This window comes from Solemya velesiana gill symbiont (genome assembly GCF_002020805.1).
GTDB lineage: Bacteria > Pseudomonadota > Gammaproteobacteria > Chromatiales > Chromatiaceae > Sedimenticola_A.
The window spans coordinates 1-18,025 of sequence record NZ_MPRJ01000062.1; the positions used below are offsets into that span (position 1 = coordinate 1).

Consider the following 18,025-nt stretch of genomic DNA (forward strand, 5'->3'; position numbering starts at 1 on the left):
AAGGCCAATTCGGGGATAAAAGACAGGCTTATTTGACGGATATTTGAATTTGGGTGCCTGGTGAATGAAAACTCTAAGTTTTCAGACCATCCTTAAGTTTGAAATCCATGAACACGGTTGCCCTGGTGTTACCAGGCGTCCAGGTGTCAGGTGGATATGTAAAACTGTCAGCAGTATCGACGATTTCCTCCGAATAGGTGCTCATGGCTTTCAGGAAAAAATTGATCGTGAAGCTCCGGAATTCACTGGTGAATTGTTGGCGTTGTTGTTGTGACGCTTGACGCCAGTGCTGGCCAAGAACTGACCGGGCAATGGTGCTGAAGTCGATGAGCGGGATGATCTTCTCATTGGCCAGGTCAAAGGCGAGTCGTGGAGACACCTTGATGGCATCACCATTGTTTCTTAGTTCGTTTATCAGGTGTTCAGTAGCGTCGATCACCAACTGTCGTGGTGGTTCCACTGCAGCAACCAGGCAGGCTGGGAAAATCAGTGTGACTACCAGTAGGCAGGCTCTCCAGAAAGTTACGGGAATTTTCAGAGGGGGCTGTGTGCAATCGAAGTGAATGGCCTTTCATGGCGTAGGTTTGTTATTTGTATTGAATGAGTTGAAAAAAATCTCATACCATTACGTCAATACCTTCTGAGCTCGACGTATCTTTCTTTTCAGAGGCCTGTTCTCTATCCTCCGCACGGCGCTTCGTGTTCCGACGCTCATGGTGTTCGCGGGTATCGAGATAAGCCTCTCCCCCTTGTCTGCGACGCTGCTGGAGACGCCGTTCGCCTTTATCGCGGGTATCATGCTCGCGCTGCTCGGAAACGGGAGTTGAGCGTTCAGTCTCCTCTAGCTCGCTAACCGGCTTTTCCACTTGTCGTGCAGATGCAGGCCGGGTGAGGGCGTGGAGTTTCGCGTCATCGCTGGGTGGTGTGATATTGATGCCCATCTGTCACAAACCAATAGCCCACTTACTTACTAAGTTTAGTAGACCGGGAGGAGAAGTGGTTTGTCGCCCCAGGGATTGGAGCGCTGCGAAGGGCGGCAGGAAAAGGTAAAATAATCTTTTTGTCCATAGAGTTAGGGTGCTGCTTGTCTTTACCTCAATCATTTTCCCTGGTCGCCGAGCCTGCTGAATTGTCGCCGCTACTGGAAAACTTGGCTGAAAATCTCGGTCTGTCAGTCACCCCTGCAGGTGAGGCAGAATCCGACCTGATGCTGGTTCGCACCAGGGAACGGCTCGAACTGCGCCAGGGTGGGCCCAAGCCGCCGGGGCCGGTTTTCGTGGATTTTGTCGCCGGGAAATCCGCCCACAGGCGCAAGTTTGGCGGGGGCAGGGGACAGCCCCTGGCCAAAGCGATAGGCCTCAAAAAAGGGCTCACCCCCACGGTACTGGACGCCACGGCAGGATTGGGGCGGGATGCTTTTGTTCTGGCTACCCTCGGTTGTGAAGTTACCCTGGTGGAACGCTCGCCGATTATCGCGGCACTCCTGGAAGACGGTCTGCGCCGGGCAGGGGATGACCCGGAGACAGCCGAGATCATTCAGAGGATGAGCCTGGTCCAGTCAGATACAACTGTCTACCTTGATTCCCTGCAAGGGGAAGCGCGGCCCCAAGTGATCTACATGGACCCGATGTATCCCCATAGAGAGAAATCGGCCCTGGTGAAGAAGGAGATGCGCCTGTTCAGGGAGATAGTGGGTGAGGATGTGGACAGCGCCATTCTGCTCGAGGCTGCCCGCCGGTGTGCTGTTGCCAGGGTAGTGGTCAAGCGGCCTGCAAGGGCCGAGCATGTCGGTGATCAGAAACCGGGCTTCAGTATCGAGAGCCCCAATACCCGTTACGATGTTTACGTCAAACAGGCGCTGAACTGATGTCCGGCACGGAACCGCTATCGACACCTTTCGGAAGTTTCCTGCTTCAGCGTTTTCCCCTTCGCAAGCGGGAGACGCTCCGAGCCTGGGATGCCGCAGACGAGTATCTGCTCAATCATCTAGCAGAAGAGGGGATTGACGACGGTGCCCGGATACTGATCCTCAATGACAATTTCGGTGCGTTGAGTGTCTCCCTTGCGCACTTGGCCCCGCAGATGCAAACCGATTCATTTATCTCTGCCTGGTCTGTCCGTGAAAATCTCAAGGACAACGGGTTGTCCGGGGAGAGCGTGGTCATCCAGGACAGCCTGGCTCCTCACCTGACCAGCTATGACCTGGTCTTGATACGGGTGACCAAAACCCTTGCGTTACTGGAGGATCAACTGCTGTGCCTGAAATCCTACCTGCATCAAGGGAGCAGGGTCATCGGCTGTGGCATGGTAAAACAGATCCGCAGTTCTCACCTGGACCTGTTCGAGTCGATTGTCGGTCCGACCACCACCTCCCAGGCGAAGAAAAAGGCACGCCTGGTATTTCCCAAGCCGGATCTTTCAATCCCGCCCAGGACGTCGCCCTATCCGTGCTGCTACGCACTGGAAGGCAGCGTATTCAGGCTGTGCAATTATGCCAATGTCTTCTCTCGCGAAAGTCTGGATATCGGCACCCGGCTGTTCCTGGATCATATCCCGGCAAGTACGGAATTCAGGGACATCATCGATCTCGGTTGCGGCAACGGGGTGGTGGGCCTACTGGCGGCAGAGGCAAATCCTGATGCAAGGATCTGGTTTACCGACGAGTCCTACATGGCGGTGGCCAGTGCTGAACTCAATTTTCAACAGTCGGGGCTGGAAAATGCAGCGGAGTTTATCAGCGGAGATTGCCTGACCGGTTTCAAGCCGGCGAGTGCCGACCTTGTGTTGTGCAATCCGCCGTTCCATCAGCAGCAGGTGGTGGGTGACTTCATCGCCTGGCGCATGTTTCAGCAGTCGTTCAAGGTGCTTCGCGATGGAGGTGAACTGCGTGTGATCGGTAACCGTCACCTTAGCTATCACGCAAAACTCAAACGCCTGTTTGGTAATGCGCAGGTGGTGGCCAGCAATCCGAAATTTGTTGTACTCAAATCTGTGAAAGCCTGATCCGTTGAGAGGACTGATCAACAATAACTAAATTCATTTTCCAGTCCGGCTTTGCACTGAATTTCCTCTGCATCTGCATATTTAAATGGCTGAAATCTCTGTTCTGATGCGGCTTTCAGGCCAGTTGCTATACTTTCCACTGAGGAGCTAAAGGAAGCGCCTTTAATTCGTTGTGCCCGTCAAGAATACGAATCTCTTTTCAAGATATGAATACTGAAGGGAAAGAGGGAACGGGTGTCGAATTGGTGCCAATCCACAAATCAGAACAGGGAGGGGTATGCAGCAACCTGTCCAGGACGCGGTGGAGTGGAGGATCCCGGTCGACGGGTCTATGTACGATGACCCGTTACTGGATTGTCTTGTGCTGCTTGCCCACCATCATGGGCGGTCGATATCCCATGAATCCATAAGAGCTGGCCTGCCTATCGGCGAAGATGGGCTGTCCCCCGATTTGTTCTCGAGAGCAGCTCAAAGAGCCGGTTTTTCGGCGCGTATTCTGAAGCGTCGCCTGAGCAAGTTGGATGATCTCTTCCTTCCGGTAATCCTTTTTCTTTCCGATCACCAGGCCTGTGTGCTTCTTGAGCTCGATCACAAGGAAAACAAGGCGCGACTGATCGACCCTGAAAGCGGCTCAGGCGAGGAGTGGGTCTCCCTGGACAGGCTCGAATCGCGTTATATCGGCTACACCATTTTCATGCGTCCGGAACACCATTTTGACCAGCGCACCGATGAGATCTTCAAGCTCCGCAGTCGCAACTGGTTTTGGGGTGTCCTGTTCAAATCCTGGCTTATCTACAGAGATGTTCTGGCTGCATCCTTCCTGGTCAATGTGTTTGCGTTGGCCAGTCCGCTGTTTGTAATGAATGTCTATGACCGCGTCGTTCCCAACAATGCATTCGAAACCCTCGGTGTACTCACAGTGGGTGTCGCTATTATTTTCGGATTTGATCTTCTGATCAGATCATTGCGGGGGTATTTCATAGATCTTGCCGGGAAAAAGGCGGAAATAACCCTTTCGGCGGCAATTTTCGAACAAGTCATGGGGCTGAAGATGTCCAACCGCCCTAAATCGGCAGGGGCATTCTCCAGCAATCTAAAGGAGTTCGACGGCGTTCGAGAGTTCATCACATCAGCAACCATTACAACACTCATCGATCTGCCTTTTGTTTTTCTTTTTCTCGCCGTTATCTGGTTTATCGGTGGACCTATCGTATGGGTTCCCGCTGCAGGGATCCCGATCATCATCCTCTACAGCCTGTTCATTCAACCCTCCCTGAAGCGGGCAGTGGAGAACACTTTCCGCATGTCAGCACAGCGAAATGCCACACTGGTCGAAAGCCTGATCGGAATGGAGTCCATTAAGACCCTCGGCGCAGAGGGACAGATGCAGGGAAAGTGGGAGCAGGCGGTAGCCCATATCTCCAACTGGGCTATCCGCACCCGAATGCTTTCCATGTCAGCTGTCAATGTCTCAATTGCAGTTCAACACTTCGTGACGGTTGGAACCGTGTTTTTCGGTGTCTACCTGGTTTCCGAAGGTCAGCTCAGCCTGGGTGGTCTCATTGCCTGTGTCATCCTTGCCGGTCGCACCCTGGCGCCGATGGGGCAGGTCGCTTCCCTCTCTTCCAAGTACAACCAGGCAAAAGCTGCGCTGAAGACCTTGCAGGGGATCATGGATCTTCCCCAGGAGCGACCTGAAAACAAGACGTTTGTCCATCGGCCTACGCTGGAGGGCGGGATCGAGTTCAACGATGTCACATTTACATATCCTGGTCAGACACTGCCGGCCCTTGAAAAACTATCGTTCAAGATCGGGCCTGGGGAAAAAGTGGGCATCGTGGGGCGTATCGGCTCGGGGAAAACAACGTTGCAGAAACTCGTTATGGGCCTGTATGAACCGGACAGCGGGACCATAACCATTGACGGGGTGGATGTGCATCAGATTGATCCAGCGGATTTGCGCAGAAATATCGGCTATGTGGCCCAGGACAACATGCTGTTTTATGGCAGCGTGAAAGACAACATCACTACGGGTGTACCGTATGTCGACGATGCCATGATTCTCAACGTGGCGAAGATCGCGGGTGTTTCAGAGTTTGTCGACAGTCATCCATCGGGTTTCGACCTGGATGTAGGGGAACGCGGTGTAAACCTCTCGGGGGGGCAACGGCAGGCGGTGGCGATTGCACGGGCACTGATTTTGAATCCGCCACTTTTGCTTTTCGATGAACCAACCAACGAGATGGACAACTCTACGGAAGAGTCCATAAAAAGACGGTTGTCCGAGGGTGTGCTTGAGAACAAGACCCTGCTGTTAGTAACACACCGCGCTTCGCTGTCGGACCTTGTGGACAGAATCATTGTAATCGACAGGGGGAGAGTGATTGCAGATGGTCCGAAGAGCCAGATCATGTCTGCGCTCAAGGGAAAGAAAGTGAACATTACGAAACCGCTTTGATTCAGGGATGCAGGGCAACATTGGTGTGAATAGCGATGGTAAGAAAAGACAGAGATCTAATTACCAATGTTCGGGCAGTTATCCTGGAGCAGTCGCCAAGGGGCGGCAGTCTGCTGATCTGGGGGATCATCATATTCCTGTCCCTGGCAGTTGCCTGGAGTAGCTGGGCTGAAATCGATGAGATTACACGCGGATCGGGCAAGGTCATACCATCACGTCAATTGCAGATCGTGCAGAACCTGGAAGGCGGTATTGTTTCCAAATTACTCGTTCAGGAAGGGGATATCGTCGAGCACGATCAGCCTTTACTGAAGATTGATGATGTCCGCTTCTCCTCTTCCTACCGGGAGGGGCAGATTCAGATCAACTCGCTTCAGGTCAAGGCCGCGAGGCTCGAAGCGGAGACAGCAGGCAGTGCATTTGATCCGAGTGAGCAGTTGAGCAATGAGGTTCCTGATATAGTATTGCGGGAACAGGAATTTTACCTTTCGCGTCAGCTGCAACAGGCCACCAAGCTGGAAATTCTCACCCAGCAATTGAATCAACGACAGACGGAACTCAAGGAGCTGCATGCCCAGAGCAAGCAGTTGAACCGCAGTTACGCCCTGGCCAAGAGAGAACTCGATCTCACTATTCCGCTACAGGTGGATGGTGCGGTTTCCGAGGTGGATATTCTGAGGCTCAAGCGGGCGGTCAACGATATCTATGGAGAGATGCAGACCACCAGGCTTTCGATTCCCCGTGTCGAGTCCAGGTTGCAGGAAGCAGAGCGAAAAATCGAAGAGCTGAAGCTGGATTTTGTCAATGAAGCCCGGGCTGAACTCAATGATGTAAAGAGTGAACTGGTTCGCCTGGTGGAATCAAACCTAGCACTGGAAGACCGGGTGGCCCGTACCCTGGTGCGTTCTCCCGTACGTGGTCGAATCAACAGGTTGTTGATCAACACGGTTGGCGGTGTGATACAGCCCGGTATGGACCTGGTGGAAATTGTTCCCCTGGACGACACCCTCCTAGTTGAAGCGAGGATACGTCCCAAGGACATCGGGTTTCTACACCCCGGGCAGGAAGCGTTGGTGAAGTTCACCGCCTATGATTTTGCAATATACGGTGGGCTGGATGCGAATCTCGAATACATAAGTGCAGACAGCATTACCGACGAACAGGGTGATCCCTTCTACCTGGTCAGGGTGAGGACCAGGGTGAACCACCTTGAAAGCCGATCTGAACAGCTTGCGATCATTCCCGGCATGCTGACCAGTGTGGATATCAAGACAGGAAAGAAAACGGTATTGGAATACCTGCTGAAACCTGTACTGCGTGCAAAGGAATACGCTTTGAAGGAGCGCTAGGATGATCATCATCTGCACAACTGATAGTGTCCTCCAGAAGCGCTGGCAGTCGGCCTTGTCCGGCGTTTACGAGATATCAACTGCATCGGGTGTGGATGAGTTGACCGAAGTGATCAATGGGCGTGATTCGCCCATCGTATTTCTCAATATCCGTCATGGTGATATGGATAATCCAGAAGCCCTCAAAATCATTCGTGAACAGTGTCCAGGTGCGCGCATCATCGTGTTTTCCAATGAGCCTTCCACCCAGGAGGGTATGTCCATGCTGAAATCAGGCGCATACGGCTATTGCAATGCCTATATAGCCGAACAGTTGTTGAGCAAAGTTGTGGATACCGTATCCGATGGCGAGGTATGGGTCGGGTGGAGCCTGATGCAGAGCCTGATCAAAGGGATCGGCGGAGAAGTGGAAAGCAAGCCGACCACGGGCAGGTTTGGAGCCCTGACTCATCGGGAGTGGGAGATCGCCAGGCTCATTTCACAGGGTGAAAGCAACAAATCCATTGCCAGGAAACTCGATATTGCCGAGCACACAACCAAGAACCATATCAGCTCGATATTCCGGAAAACAGATCTCAAAGACCGCCTCAATCTCGCCCTTGAGATGCAGAAAATCCTCAGGCATTAGTTCTCTTTCTGATCACCCAGGTACTCATTCAATTCACTAATGAAGAATTAAATTATTCTTCATTATCATGAGGTTAGATGGGACCTATGTCCTATAGATAAACCGAGTATTTTGGTCCATTTTTTAATTGTGGATCTTTTTTTAATGCTGCACCGGTTTGTCTTTGGAGGGTGTCACCATGTCGACGTCTATTATCTCTTCCCCAATCGGTCTTGTTGAGTATGTTGAAGGTTCTGTCACTGCGACATCAACAGATGGCATTACACGGATTCTAGCGGCAGGTGACGCCGTTTTTGCTGGTGACACTATTCGTACGGGCGATCCCGGCCTGGTTGAGATTGTCTTCGACGACGGTACGCGCATGGACATGGGGCGCGATTCTGTCTCGATACTGGACAGCGAGGTATACGATCCCACTGGCGGTGAATCCGCAGAAGAGGCGGCAGCATCAATCGAGGCGATCCAGGAAGCTATCCTGGCTGGTCAGGATCCGTCCGCACTGCTCGCACCCACGGCCGCAGGTCCCACGGGAGCCGGTGGTGGATTGGGCGACAGTGTTCATGATTTCGTACAGATTTTTCTCACAGGCCAGAGGGGCGCTCCAGAGAGTGGTTTCGAGACCAGGGGACTTACCTTCCAATTTGACCAGATTCCCCCCGGATTGCTGCGCTTCATACCTGACGACCCAAATCCGACGGTGCAGGTGATATCAATCGAAGATCCAAGCTATATCAGCGAGGATAATGCAGGCACGATCATTATTATTGCTACCACCGGTGGCGAAGAGTCCGATGAACTCACAGCGGTCAATATCGGCAACCTGCCGACGGACTGGGATGTGACGGTGGATGACGGTGGGTCAGGGGGCAGTTTTGAGGACGGTGTCTATACACCGCCACCTGACACCCAGGGTGTCATTCTGGTTGTAACCTTGATCCCTCCGGAAGACAGCGATGTAGATCTCCCAGGCATCATCATCTCTGCGGAAGCCCAGGACAAAGTGGATGGTTCGACTGCCCAAACAGAAGAAGTCTCAGTGAGCGCGGTGGTCGATGCAGTGCTCGACCACTACGTTGAAGTCCAGGGAGGCGATGCCTACGGTGACGAGGCGGCAACAGTCCAATACCTGCCGCTTGAGCTGGATCTCTCGCTGATCGACTCCGATTATCCGGAACCATCCGATGAGTCGGGTGATACGACCCAGCACGATATCGATCCCTCCGAGGTGATCACGGTGACCATCAGCGTGGACGATGATGAAGTGGATCTGCGCCTGAACTCGGACAGCAAGCCCGACGGTGCTGAGCTGATCGAGGACAGCCCCGGTATCTGGACGCTGACGGCCGATGCCTATGACCTGTCGGATGCAGTGGAGGCGGTGGAGGCGATTGTACCGGCCGGCTATGAGGGCTTGATCGAAGGTTCCATCGATGCGGTGAGCAGGGAGCTCAACACGCCGCCGGACTCCACGGTACCTGCCAGTGGAGAAGAACTCGACATCAGTGACAACGTCTACAGCGATGTGGGCGAACCTGATAACGACTGGACGCTGACCGTGAGGCCGGGTGAAGTGAACCCGACACTCCAGGTGATCTCTATTGAAGAGCCTGGCTATATCAGCGAAGACAATGCCGGGACGATCACGATCATCGCCACCACTGGTGATGATGGCACCGACCAGCTCACGGCGGTCAATATCGGCAACCTGCCGACGGACTGGGATGTGACGGTGGATGACGATGGGGCTGGAGGCAGCTTTCTAGACGGTGTCTACACGCCTGCCGATGATACCCAGAGTGTGACCTTAACCGTCACGCTGAGCCCGCCGGAAGACAGCGACGAGGATCTCTCCGGGATCACCGTTTCAGCCGAGGCCGAGGATAAGACCAGCGGTGAAACAGGGTCCACACAGGAAGTGACCGTGGGTGCGGTTGTGGATGCGGTGCTCGACCACTACGTGGAAGTTCAGGGAGGCGATGCCTACGGAGATGAGGCGACGATCGTACAGCACCTGCCGCTTGAGCTGGATCTCTCGCTGATCGACTCCGACTATCCGGTGCCTTCGGATGAGCCTGGAGATACGACCCAGCACGATATCGATCCCTCCGAGGTGATCACGGTGACCATCAGCGTGGACGATGATGAAGTGGATCTGCACCTGAACCCGGACAGCAAGCCCGACGGTGCCGAGTTGACCGAGAGCAGCCCCGGTATCTGGACGCTGACGGCCGATGCCTATGACCTGTCGGATGCAGTGGAGGCGGTGGAGGCGATTGTGCCGGCCGGCTATGACGGCCTGATCGAAGGTTCCATCGATGCGGTGAGCAGGGAGCTCAATACCCCGCCGGACTCCTCGGTACCTGCCAGTGGAGACGAGCTCGACATCAGTGACAACGTCTACAGCGATGTGGGTGAAGAGGACAACGAGTGGACGTTGACGGTCACGCCAGGGACAGTGGATCCGAATATTCAGGTGATTTCTCTTGAGGATCCAGGCTACATCAGTGAAGACGGCTCAGGGGTGATCACGATCATCGCCAGTGTAGGTGATGAAACCGATCAGTTGACAGCGATCAACATTGGCAACATTCCGGATAGCTGGACTGCTACCGTGAGCGAAGACCCGAACGATCCTGGAACACTGCTTGTTGGTGGTGTTTATGAACCTGCCCCGGATACCCAGGAGATCACCCTTTATCTGACGCTTACTCCGCCTGAAGATAGTGATGAGGATATCTTGGGGATCACGGTATGGGCAGAAGCCGAGGATATCAGCAGTGGCGAACCTGCCGCTTCAAACGTGGAGACGGTAGGTGCGGTTGTTGATGCGGTACTCGACCACTACGTTGCAGTGGAGGGTGGTGATGCCTACGGAAATGAGGCGGCGATCGTACAGCACCTGCCGCTTGAGCTGGATCTCTCGCTGATCGACTCCGACTATCCGGTGCCTTCGGATGAGCCGGGAGATACGACTCAGCACGATATCGATCCCTCCGAGGTGATCGAGGTAACGATCACGGTCCATGGTGATGAAGTCGATCTGCGCCTGAACCCGGACAGCAAGCCCGCCGGTGCCGAATTGACCGAGAGCAGCCGCGGGACCTGGACGCTGACGGCGGATGCCTATGATCTGGAAGCCGCAGTGGAGGCGGTGGAGGCGATTGTACCGGCCGGCTATGACGGTTTGATCGAAGGTTCTATCGATGCGGTGAGCAGGGAGCTCAACACGCCGCCGGACTCCACGGTACCCGAGAGTGGAGTAGAGCTCGAGACCAGCGATAACGTCTACAGCGATGTGGGTGAAGTGAACAATGCCTGGACGCTGCTCGTGGATGAGCCTGATCCGGTACCCACTGTTGAAATCGATAGTGACAGTCTGTGGATTCAGGAAGACGGTAGTGGGATATTTACAGTGACTGCCACTGTCAGTGACAACGTCACGGATGAACTTACCGGGGTCGAGTTTACAAATCTCCATGGACTGGTCGACGCCAGCTGGACAGTGACCGTGGATGATGGTGATGCCAACGGTAGCTATGACGACCAGAGTGGCATATACACTCCAGAGGACAATGCTCAGAGCGTCATCCTGACGGTGACGCTGACACCCCCGGCAGACTCCGATGTGGACGTCCTGTCCGAAATGGCTGGTGACATTCAGGTCAGGGCATCTGCTTCAGACCTTGACGGCAGTAATGCGGTGGACAGTGCCTGGCAAGGCATCAATGTGAATGTGGATGCCGTCGCAGAACCGCTCACCAGTGCGGTACTGACGGTTAATCCGGCCTCGATTGCATACACCATTGGTGACAATCCGGCCGAGCTTTACACCATCGATCTGGATGATCCAAATCCACTGGCGAATACCGATTCGCTGGGTCAGGTCATCGTCTATTTAGAAGGTCAGCAGGATCCTATTGATCCACAATCATGGAACAACAATGCGATTGCCGTGACAGAGGATGGAAGCACGGTCTACGCTATTCTGGAGCAAGGCAACGATGTCTACCTGGTTGAGATCGACCTTTCATCCAGTACGGGTTCTTCCATTGATGCGACGGTGATCTCTTCCGTACCCACTACCGGTCCGGGACATGTCCATGTACACGGTTCCCAGGGGTTGGAGTTTGATGATGCCGGCAACCTGTTGTGGGCAAATGGATCGGATGTCTACGTGATTCCCGCTGCCGATCTTGCTGCCGGTACGGTCAATGACGATCTCTCTGCCTATGGTTCGGTACCGATCTATGATGGCGATGACCTCCAGGATATGTTGGCCATCGCAATGGATGGCGACGGGACTTATTACGGCAATAGTGTTCTTTACGGTTTCGTCAAAGAGGGAGGCGATATCTATCTCAAGCACTTCGAGTATGTCGACCCCGATACCTCGGTATCAGGTGATGAATACTGGAATGCGATTGCTTCATACAATTTGAGTGATACCGGTGGAATCCTTGAAGGGATCAGCAGTTCAACACCCGAAGGCCTGTCGGTCAGTCCCGGTAGTAACATAATGTGGTTTGTTGACCGTGCAGGATCGGGTTCAGGACAGTTCTACCATATCTACTTCGACGGTTCTCCTGTTGAGGGAGACGGTGCAACCCTCAATGTAGGCTTGCAGGGTCAGAACGGTTTTGAAGGGCTGACAGTCGGTGCGGATATCTCGGGCCACAAGCCTGGCCAGAATGTCACATTCACGGCAGCGGCCGAGTTTGAACTCGATATCGACGGATCCGAAGAGCACTTCTTCCTGCTCGAGATTCCGGATTACTGGCAGGTTGCTGCCGGTACCGATCCGGATAATGTGCTCGTACTTGAGGTCGGTAATGAGTTTGGTGTCGATGCCGGCGTTTACTTGAGGGTCGATGTCACACCGGATGAAACCGGAAGTGCTTCAACCACGGTATCGCTCATCGCACCCCAGTACGTTGAGAGTGATACGCCGTACGAAGTTTCACTCCATGCCGTGAGCCATGAACTGGTCGCCTCAGATGATGCACCGGGCAACGAGGAGCAGGACTACTCTGACAACTACGAAACATTCGAAGCAGTTGCCGGCCTGGTTGTGACCGAGGGTGGTACGGGGCCGTTGACCGAACTCAGCGGAACCGAACTTCCGGATGTTCTCATCGGTGGATCGGGCGGCGATCTCCTGGTGGGTGACCTGGGGGATGACACCCTGGTAGGAGGTGAGGGTGGAGACACCTTCATGTATCTCTCTGCAAATGATGGTCTGGACACGATCAAGGATTACAGCCTGTCAGAAGGCGATAGTCTGGATCTGACAGGGGTGTTTACTCCTGATGATCTCGATGCGGTATTCAGTGACATTGACAGTGGTGGGGCTGATTACCTTGTCATTGAAGATAACGGTGATGGTTCAGGCTCGACTGTGAAAGCAAGGTCGAGCGTTTCTGATGACTTCGCCGATATCGCTGCCCTGGCCGGCATCGATGTTGGTGATTCTGTCACCCTTGTGATTGATGGCCAAGAGACTGATGTAGAAGTTGTATAGATCAACTGGTCATCCATTTCTGGAACCGGCACTTTCCCCAAGTGCCGGCTTCTAATGCAGAATTTAAATTCTTATTGAAAATCAACTAGTTCCGATTTATAGTCGTGATAATAAGTTCTGGCCTGTCCAGCGGATAGAGCCGAACAACTGTTATGAAAAAATGGACGTTGAGGGGATGCCGTAGAATGAACAAGTTACCCGCTTTTATCGGTAGCACTTTCCTAACACTCGGCCTGGCGCTACCAGCCACAGCAACGGCTGATAGCCTCAAGGATATTGTTCAGCATACGCTCAATAGCAATCCCGAAGTTCTGATCTATAAGGACGAACGCCTGGCCCGCAATCAGGAGGTTCGGCAGGCACGGTCAGGCTACCACCCTGAAATCAATCTCAATGCGGGATTCGGTTACGAATGGAGCGATAATCCATTAATTACCGCGGCCGGTTTGGATGACGTGGAACTGACGCCGATTGAAGCTTCCCTGGATTTTCGCCAGATGTTGTTCGACGGTTATGCTACCCGCAGCGAGGTGCAGCGGCAGAAAGCCCGGGCCAACTCTGCTGCCTTTAAAATAGAAGAGATTGCTGAAAAGATCGCGTTGCGGACTGTTGAGGTCTACCTCGAACTTCTGAAACAGCAGGGGCTGTTGGCGCTGGCCGAAGAAAACCTGCAGGCTCACCAGCGGATTTTCGATCAGATCAGGCGGCGGAGCGCAACGGGCGTTTCCCGAATGGCCGATTTCGAGCAGATCTCCGGTCGACTGGCACTTGCTGAATCCAATGTCCTGGCAAGCAAGAACAATGTCACCGAGGCGGAGGCAAACTACCTGCGGGTGGTGGGCCAGCCATCAGCCGATCTAGAGCGCCCCGGGCCCCTCGTAGAGGCGCTGCCTGAAACCGTCGATGATGTGGTGTCCATATCGGTGGAGAATCACCCGATACTGCACTCTGCGGCAGCGGACATCGAAGCCGCTCGGGCCCAGCACAAGGCAGCCAGGCATGGCTTCTATCCCCGGTTCGATCTCGAAATCAGCCGTACCTTGAAAGACGATATTGACGGTGTGGAGGGAATGAATGAAGACCTGACCGCCATGGTCCGTATGCGTTGGAATCTCTACCGTGGTCGCAAGGATGAGGCACGCACCCTCGAGACCACTAGGCTCATCAACAAGGCCAAGGATATAAGACTAAACGCCATTCGCCAGGCGGAAGAGGCTGCCCGTCTCTCCTGGGCCAGCTACCAGACAACCTTGGAGCAGCTCTCATATCTCAGAAGGCACATGGAGTCGAGCCAGGGAACCCGCAAGGCATACAAGAAGCAGTTCGATATCGGCCAGCGTTCACTGCTCGACCTGTTGGATACCGAGAACGAGGTATTCGAATCCAGTTCGGCTTATCTGAAAGCCGACTATACCCACCAGTTTGCACAGTACCGTGTGCTCAAGAGCATGGGTAAACTGCTTGCCGCCCTTGATATCCAATCACCCAAAGAGACGATGCCGCTGCAAGACATCATCTACGATTGTCTGCTGTTCGGCTGCTGGCGGGATGAGGCCACTAAACTGCTGTCAGATGTTGAAGAGGGGCTGGATCTGAACTCTGGCAACTAAATCGCTCCATTTTTTGAGCTGACCGGATTCGAGCCGCTTGGCCCGATGATCCTTTTTTGCGCCGACCCAGAGACCCTCGTGATTCACGCTGTAAACGGGGAGGAGGTCGGCTCTATGGCTTAGGGGAGCGATCAGGTTTCGCATGTTGTCCAGGACCAGCGGATTGGCAGCAAGCGAGTCTTCGACCTCGTGAAAGATTTTGAGACATCCAAGTCCCCAAAATCGACTCGGCCTTCGACAGCTACCAGGGACTAACCGCCTCGGCTTTCAGCCTTCCATGGCGGTCAGCGCGTGTGCCTCGTCCGGGTAGTAGGTCACCACCATGTGATTGGTCTTGAAGGCAGGCATCCTGACATGGGTGATGCGGAGTTTTGATGCCGGAACACCCAGGGACCTCAGGGCATAGTACTTGGCAATTGCAGGTCTTCACAGTCGCCACCCCGGTTTTTGAATGTCTCGTAGGGCGTTGCCCAGTGATCCAGGTTCTCCTGGCTCGGGTCTTCCGGGCGGTACTCAAATTTATTGACCATCAGGTTGATCGATTCGACCAACACCTTCTCGTGCAGACCGCGGGTATCCAGAGCAAGCTGCTCAAGAAAATGGGATTGGGAGAGGGAAGCCCCCACGGCTACCGGCTGGAACTCGGTCTCAGCCAATACATTCCCGGAGGCGAGGAGACCTGCCGCATAGCAAACAGCTCCCAGGCACCATATCTTGAAGCCTAAGCCTGTTTTATGGTGCTTGAACTGGTGTTTTTGCTGTAGATCGAGATTAAACAAACTATCCCCGTTTATGCGGAATGACAGGTTGGTGCCCTATGTGGCTGTTATTTCAGGGATATATCTATCAATAAGAAGTAGTCAATAATGCGAAGTGGAACACAAAATCAGGGCGGAACGTGAATAACCATCCTGAAAATGAGAACTGGGTCACTGTTCGAGGCTATAATTTTGATGTATGGGAAATAAAGTAACGGTGACTTGCTTCATCCCTGCATGACTTTGTATACATGCAGGCATGGCATGTTTTCACTCCTGCCTTGGCCGATGATCCCATGTTCCTTGCATGAAAAAGGGCGTTGATCCAGATGATCAACGCCCTTTTGAATGGTGGCGGAGCGGACGGGACTCGAACCCGCGACCCCCGGCGTGACAGGCCGGTATTCTAACCAACTGAACTACCGCTCCGCAGAGATTCCAGCCAATAAATTGACCGGTCAGTGGTTTGAAGCGCGGTAGTTTAATGATTCTTTAATAAAGGTCAATAGCTTTGAGGCTGTTATCGGATTGAATCCCCAGGAAGTTGAAGGAAAATATAGATAAAACAGATTGTTACGGTGATTGAAGGGCGTAAAGCTGCTCGATCTCCTGGGCCCATATGGTGTCGTCGATGGTCTCCAGTACCATGGGTATCTCTTCGAACCGGGAATCGTTCATGATGTAGCGGAACGCCTCCCAGCCGATCTTGCCCATACCGAGGCTGTGGTGGCGATCCACCTTGGCGCCCAGGTCGGGCTTGCTGTCATTCAGGTGCATACCTCTCAGATAGTCGAATCCCACGATCCGGTCGAATTCGGCGAAGGTGCTGTCACAGGCCTCCGGAGTACGTAGGTCGTAGCCAGCGACAAAGGTGTGGCAGGTGTCCAGGCAGACGCCGACCCGGCTCTTGTCTTCCACCTTGTGGATTATGTGTGCAAGGTGTTCGAACTTGTAGCCCAGGTTGGAGCCCTGGCCGGCCGTGTTCTCGATGACGGCGGTGACCCCCTTGGTCTGTTCCAGGGCGAGTTTGATGGATTTGGCCACGATATCGAGACTCTGCTCTTCGCTGATCTTCTTCAGGTGACTCCCTGGATGGAAGTTCAGGAGGGTCAGCCCCAGCTGTTCACAACGCTGCATCTCGTCCAGGAATGCATTGCGGGATTTCTCCAGTGCCTCCGGTTCCGGGTATCCTAGGTTGATCAGGTAGCTGTCGTGAGGAAGCACGTACCGGGGTGCGATGCCGACTTTTCCCAGGTTATCCTTGACAGCCTCGATGCTCTTCTCGGTAAGCGGTTTGGTACGCCATTGGCGTTGATTCTTGGCGAAGAGGGCAAAGGCAGTTGCACCGATTTTCTGGGCGTTCAGGGGCGCATTCTCCACGCCCCCGCTGGCACTGACATGTGCGCCGATTCTTTTCATCTGAAGGATGGCCTGTTCAGGAACAAATAACCGATTATAACCGTCACCGTTGTTTATTTGTCCTTGCGATTGCAGGGTTTAATGGCAGTTTTCGACATGAGAATCAGGCCGTGGCCTGTACCGGCTCGGCCTGTTCGGAATCGATACTGTGTAATGCGTTCAGTTGCCTCAGCCCGGAAATCTTCTGCAACTGGCGTATCAGCCGCTCATCGGGCTTTTCACTCTCAACGGTGAGGGTGATGCGAAACGACTCTCTGCTGTCACAGGTGTGAACCTCCACCAAGAATCCGGAAGCCTCGAACCCGTGCGGTCTGGAGAATGCGTTCGAGTATCCCAGGCTTGTTGTCGGCGTTGATGTGCATGCTGTTACTGGTTATCATCTCATCGTTGGCGTCGCCCGGTTTCACCATGGGCCAGACATCTTCGGATGCGGCAATGGGCAGATGCAGCAGTGCCGGCCCCGTTTCAGCCAGCAGCCTGTCTATGGCTTCCTGCATTCTCGACGGGTCGTCCAGGCGCTCGGCCCTGATGCCGAATGAGGAGGCTATGGCGGTGAAATCGGGATTGTCCGACAGGTCAACCTCGGTTTGCCTGTTGTCGTAGCAGACGGTCTGTTGCTGGCGCACCATGCCCAGTCGGCTGTTATCCATGATGATCATCTTTACCGGGATGCTGTAGCGGGTGAGAGTCGCCAGTTCCTGCATGTTCATCATGAATGAACCATCGCCAGCGATATTGATCACCGGTCTGTCGGGTTGTGCCAGGGCAGCCCCGATGGCTGCAGGCAGACCGAATCCCATGGCGCCCAGTCCACCGCTGGTGAGGTGATTGCGGGGCTCTGCAAAGGGGTAGAGCTGGGCCACCCACATCTGGTGTTGACCCACATCGCAGCTGATGATGGCCCGATCGCCAGCCTGTTTGGCCAAGGCTTTCAGGAAGTTTGCGGGATTCAGTCCGGCCCTTTCCGGGCCAGCTTCAAATCCTTCGGTTTCGAGACGTTGTCGACAGCTTTTACGCCAGGATGCGATATCGAGGGGGAAGGCGAGGGCATCGAGGGTGGAACCAAGGTCGGCTGTGATTGGGCACTCAACTGCCCGAATCTTCCCAACCTCCGCAGCATCGGCATCGATGTGAATCACCCGGGCGTGAGGTGCAAAACGCGCCAGTTTTCCTGTAACCCGGTCGTCGAAGCGTGCGCCTATAGCGATCAGGAGGTCGCTCTCCTGTACGCAGTTGTGTACGCCCAGCATGGGTATGAACTAATGAGGTGAAAGTCCTCTGT

General features: G+C 54.1%; 13 protein-coding genes and 1 tRNA gene. 7 read left to right on the forward strand and 7 right to left on the reverse strand.

Annotated elements, in window-relative coordinates:
• Positions 1-73 precede the first annotated feature (73 nt).
• Positions 74-439 (reverse strand): Tgt2/MlaC family protein, encoded by a 366-nt coding sequence (locus tag BOW53_RS09510; RefSeq protein ID WP_245832087.1) that lies wholly within the window; start codon positions 437-439, stop codon positions 74-76.
• 178 nt (positions 440-617) lie between these two features.
• A complete protein-coding gene (locus BOW53_RS09515; RefSeq protein ID WP_078487761.1) occupies positions 618-941 on the reverse strand; it encodes a hypothetical protein in 324 nt (107 codons plus the stop codon).
• A 209-nt stretch (positions 942-1,150) separates the two neighbouring features.
• On the opposite strand from BOW53_RS09515, the gene BOW53_RS09520 reads away from it, so the two are divergent.
• The 7 genes from BOW53_RS09520 to BOW53_RS09550 all read left to right on the forward strand — a co-directional run bounded on the left by BOW53_RS09520 (position 1,151) and on the right by BOW53_RS09550 (position 14,566).
• Positions 1,151-1,867: a class I SAM-dependent methyltransferase gene (locus BOW53_RS09520; protein ID WP_425442913.1), complete on the forward strand. Its 717-nt coding sequence runs from the start codon at positions 1,151-1,153 to the stop codon at positions 1,865-1,867.
• Positions 1,867-3,003, forward strand: a complete 1,137-nt coding sequence (locus tag BOW53_RS09525; protein WP_078487762.1) for a methyltransferase — start codon at positions 1,867-1,869, stop codon at positions 3,001-3,003. Before BOW53_RS09520 ends, BOW53_RS09525 begins: the two co-directional genes overlap by 1 nt.
• 277 nt (positions 3,004-3,280) lie before the next feature.
• The gene (locus BOW53_RS09530; RefSeq protein WP_078487763.1) at positions 3,281-5,461 is read left to right on the forward strand and encodes a type I secretion system permease/ATPase; all 2,181 of its coding nucleotides are present in this window, start codon (positions 3,281-3,283) and stop codon (positions 5,459-5,461) included.
• Positions 5,462-5,496: 35 nt separating this feature from the next.
• A complete protein-coding gene (locus BOW53_RS09535) occupies positions 5,497-6,810 on the forward strand; it encodes an HlyD family type I secretion periplasmic adaptor subunit (protein WP_078487764.1) in 1,314 nt (437 codons plus the stop codon).
• A 1-nt stretch (position 6,811) separates the two neighbouring features.
• Positions 6,812-7,438 (forward strand): LuxR C-terminal-related transcriptional regulator, encoded by a 627-nt coding sequence (locus BOW53_RS09540; protein WP_078487765.1) that lies wholly within the window; start codon positions 6,812-6,814, stop codon positions 7,436-7,438.
• A 178-nt stretch (positions 7,439-7,616) separates the two neighbouring features.
• Positions 7,617-12,956, forward strand: coding sequence for a retention module-containing protein (locus BOW53_RS09545; RefSeq protein WP_078487766.1), 5,340 nt, complete (start codon positions 7,617-7,619; stop codon positions 12,954-12,956).
• 185 nt (positions 12,957-13,141) lie between these two features.
• Positions 13,142-14,566, forward strand: coding sequence for a TolC family outer membrane protein (locus tag BOW53_RS09550; protein ID WP_172838846.1), 1,425 nt, complete (start codon positions 13,142-13,144; stop codon positions 14,564-14,566).
• 395 nt (positions 14,567-14,961) lie between these two features.
• Here the strand turns inward: BOW53_RS09550 and BOW53_RS09555 are convergent, their stop codons facing one another.
• The 5 genes from BOW53_RS09555 to BOW53_RS09570 form a co-directional block, all read right to left on the reverse strand.
• Positions 14,962-15,222, reverse strand: coding sequence for a hypothetical protein (locus BOW53_RS09555; protein WP_078487768.1), 261 nt, complete (start codon positions 15,220-15,222; stop codon positions 14,962-14,964).
• A 454-nt stretch (positions 15,223-15,676) separates the two neighbouring features.
• A tRNA-Asp gene (locus tag BOW53_RS09560) sits at positions 15,677-15,753 on the reverse strand.
• A gap of 144 nt (positions 15,754-15,897) precedes the next feature.
• Positions 15,898-16,743 carry a deoxyribonuclease IV gene (nfo, locus tag BOW53_RS09565; RefSeq protein WP_078487769.1) on the reverse strand — a complete coding sequence of 282 codons (846 nt, stop codon included), beginning with the start codon at positions 16,741-16,743 and terminating at the stop codon, positions 15,898-15,900.
• Positions 16,744-16,846: 103 nt separating this feature from the next.
• Positions 16,847-17,023, reverse strand: a complete 177-nt coding sequence (locus BOW53_RS12815) for an ACT domain-containing protein (RefSeq protein WP_172838847.1) — start codon at positions 17,021-17,023, stop codon at positions 16,847-16,849.
• Positions 17,004-17,993 carry a thiamine pyrophosphate-dependent enzyme gene (locus BOW53_RS09570; protein WP_078487770.1) on the reverse strand — a complete coding sequence of 330 codons (990 nt, stop codon included), beginning with the start codon at positions 17,991-17,993 and terminating at the stop codon, positions 17,004-17,006. Before BOW53_RS09570 ends, BOW53_RS12815 begins: the two co-directional genes overlap by 20 nt.
• Between the last annotated feature and the right edge of the window lie 32 nt (positions 17,994-18,025).

What these genes read in the sequence shown, in the direction of transcription:
- BOW53_RS09515 (WP_078487761.1), bottom strand. Translation starts at nt 941, where the DNA reads ATGGGCATCAATATCACACCACCCAGCGATGACGCGAAACTCCACGCC.
- BOW53_RS09525 (WP_078487762.1), top strand. Translation starts at nt 1,867, where the DNA reads ATGTCCGGCACGGAACCGCTATCGACACCTTTCGGAAGTTTCCTGCTT.
- BOW53_RS09530 (WP_078487763.1), top strand. Translation starts at nt 3,281, where the DNA reads ATGCAGCAACCTGTCCAGGACGCGGTGGAGTGGAGGATCCCGGTCGAC.
- BOW53_RS09535 (WP_078487764.1), top strand. Translation starts at nt 5,497, where the DNA reads ATGGTAAGAAAAGACAGAGATCTAATTACCAATGTTCGGGCAGTTATC.
- BOW53_RS09540 (WP_078487765.1), top strand. Translation starts at nt 6,812, where the DNA reads ATGATCATCATCTGCACAACTGATAGTGTCCTCCAGAAGCGCTGGCAG.
- BOW53_RS09545 (WP_078487766.1), top strand. Translation starts at nt 7,617, where the DNA reads ATGTCGACGTCTATTATCTCTTCCCCAATCGGTCTTGTTGAGTATGTT.
- BOW53_RS09550 (WP_172838846.1), top strand. Translation starts at nt 13,142, where the DNA reads ATGAACAAGTTACCCGCTTTTATCGGTAGCACTTTCCTAACACTCGGC.
- nfo (WP_078487769.1), bottom strand. Translation starts at nt 16,743, where the DNA reads ATGAAAAGAATCGGCGCACATGTCAGTGCCAGCGGGGGCGTGGAGAAT.
- BOW53_RS09570 (WP_078487770.1), bottom strand. Translation starts at nt 17,993, where the DNA reads ATGCTGGGCGTACACAACTGCGTACAGGAGAGCGACCTCCTGATCGCT.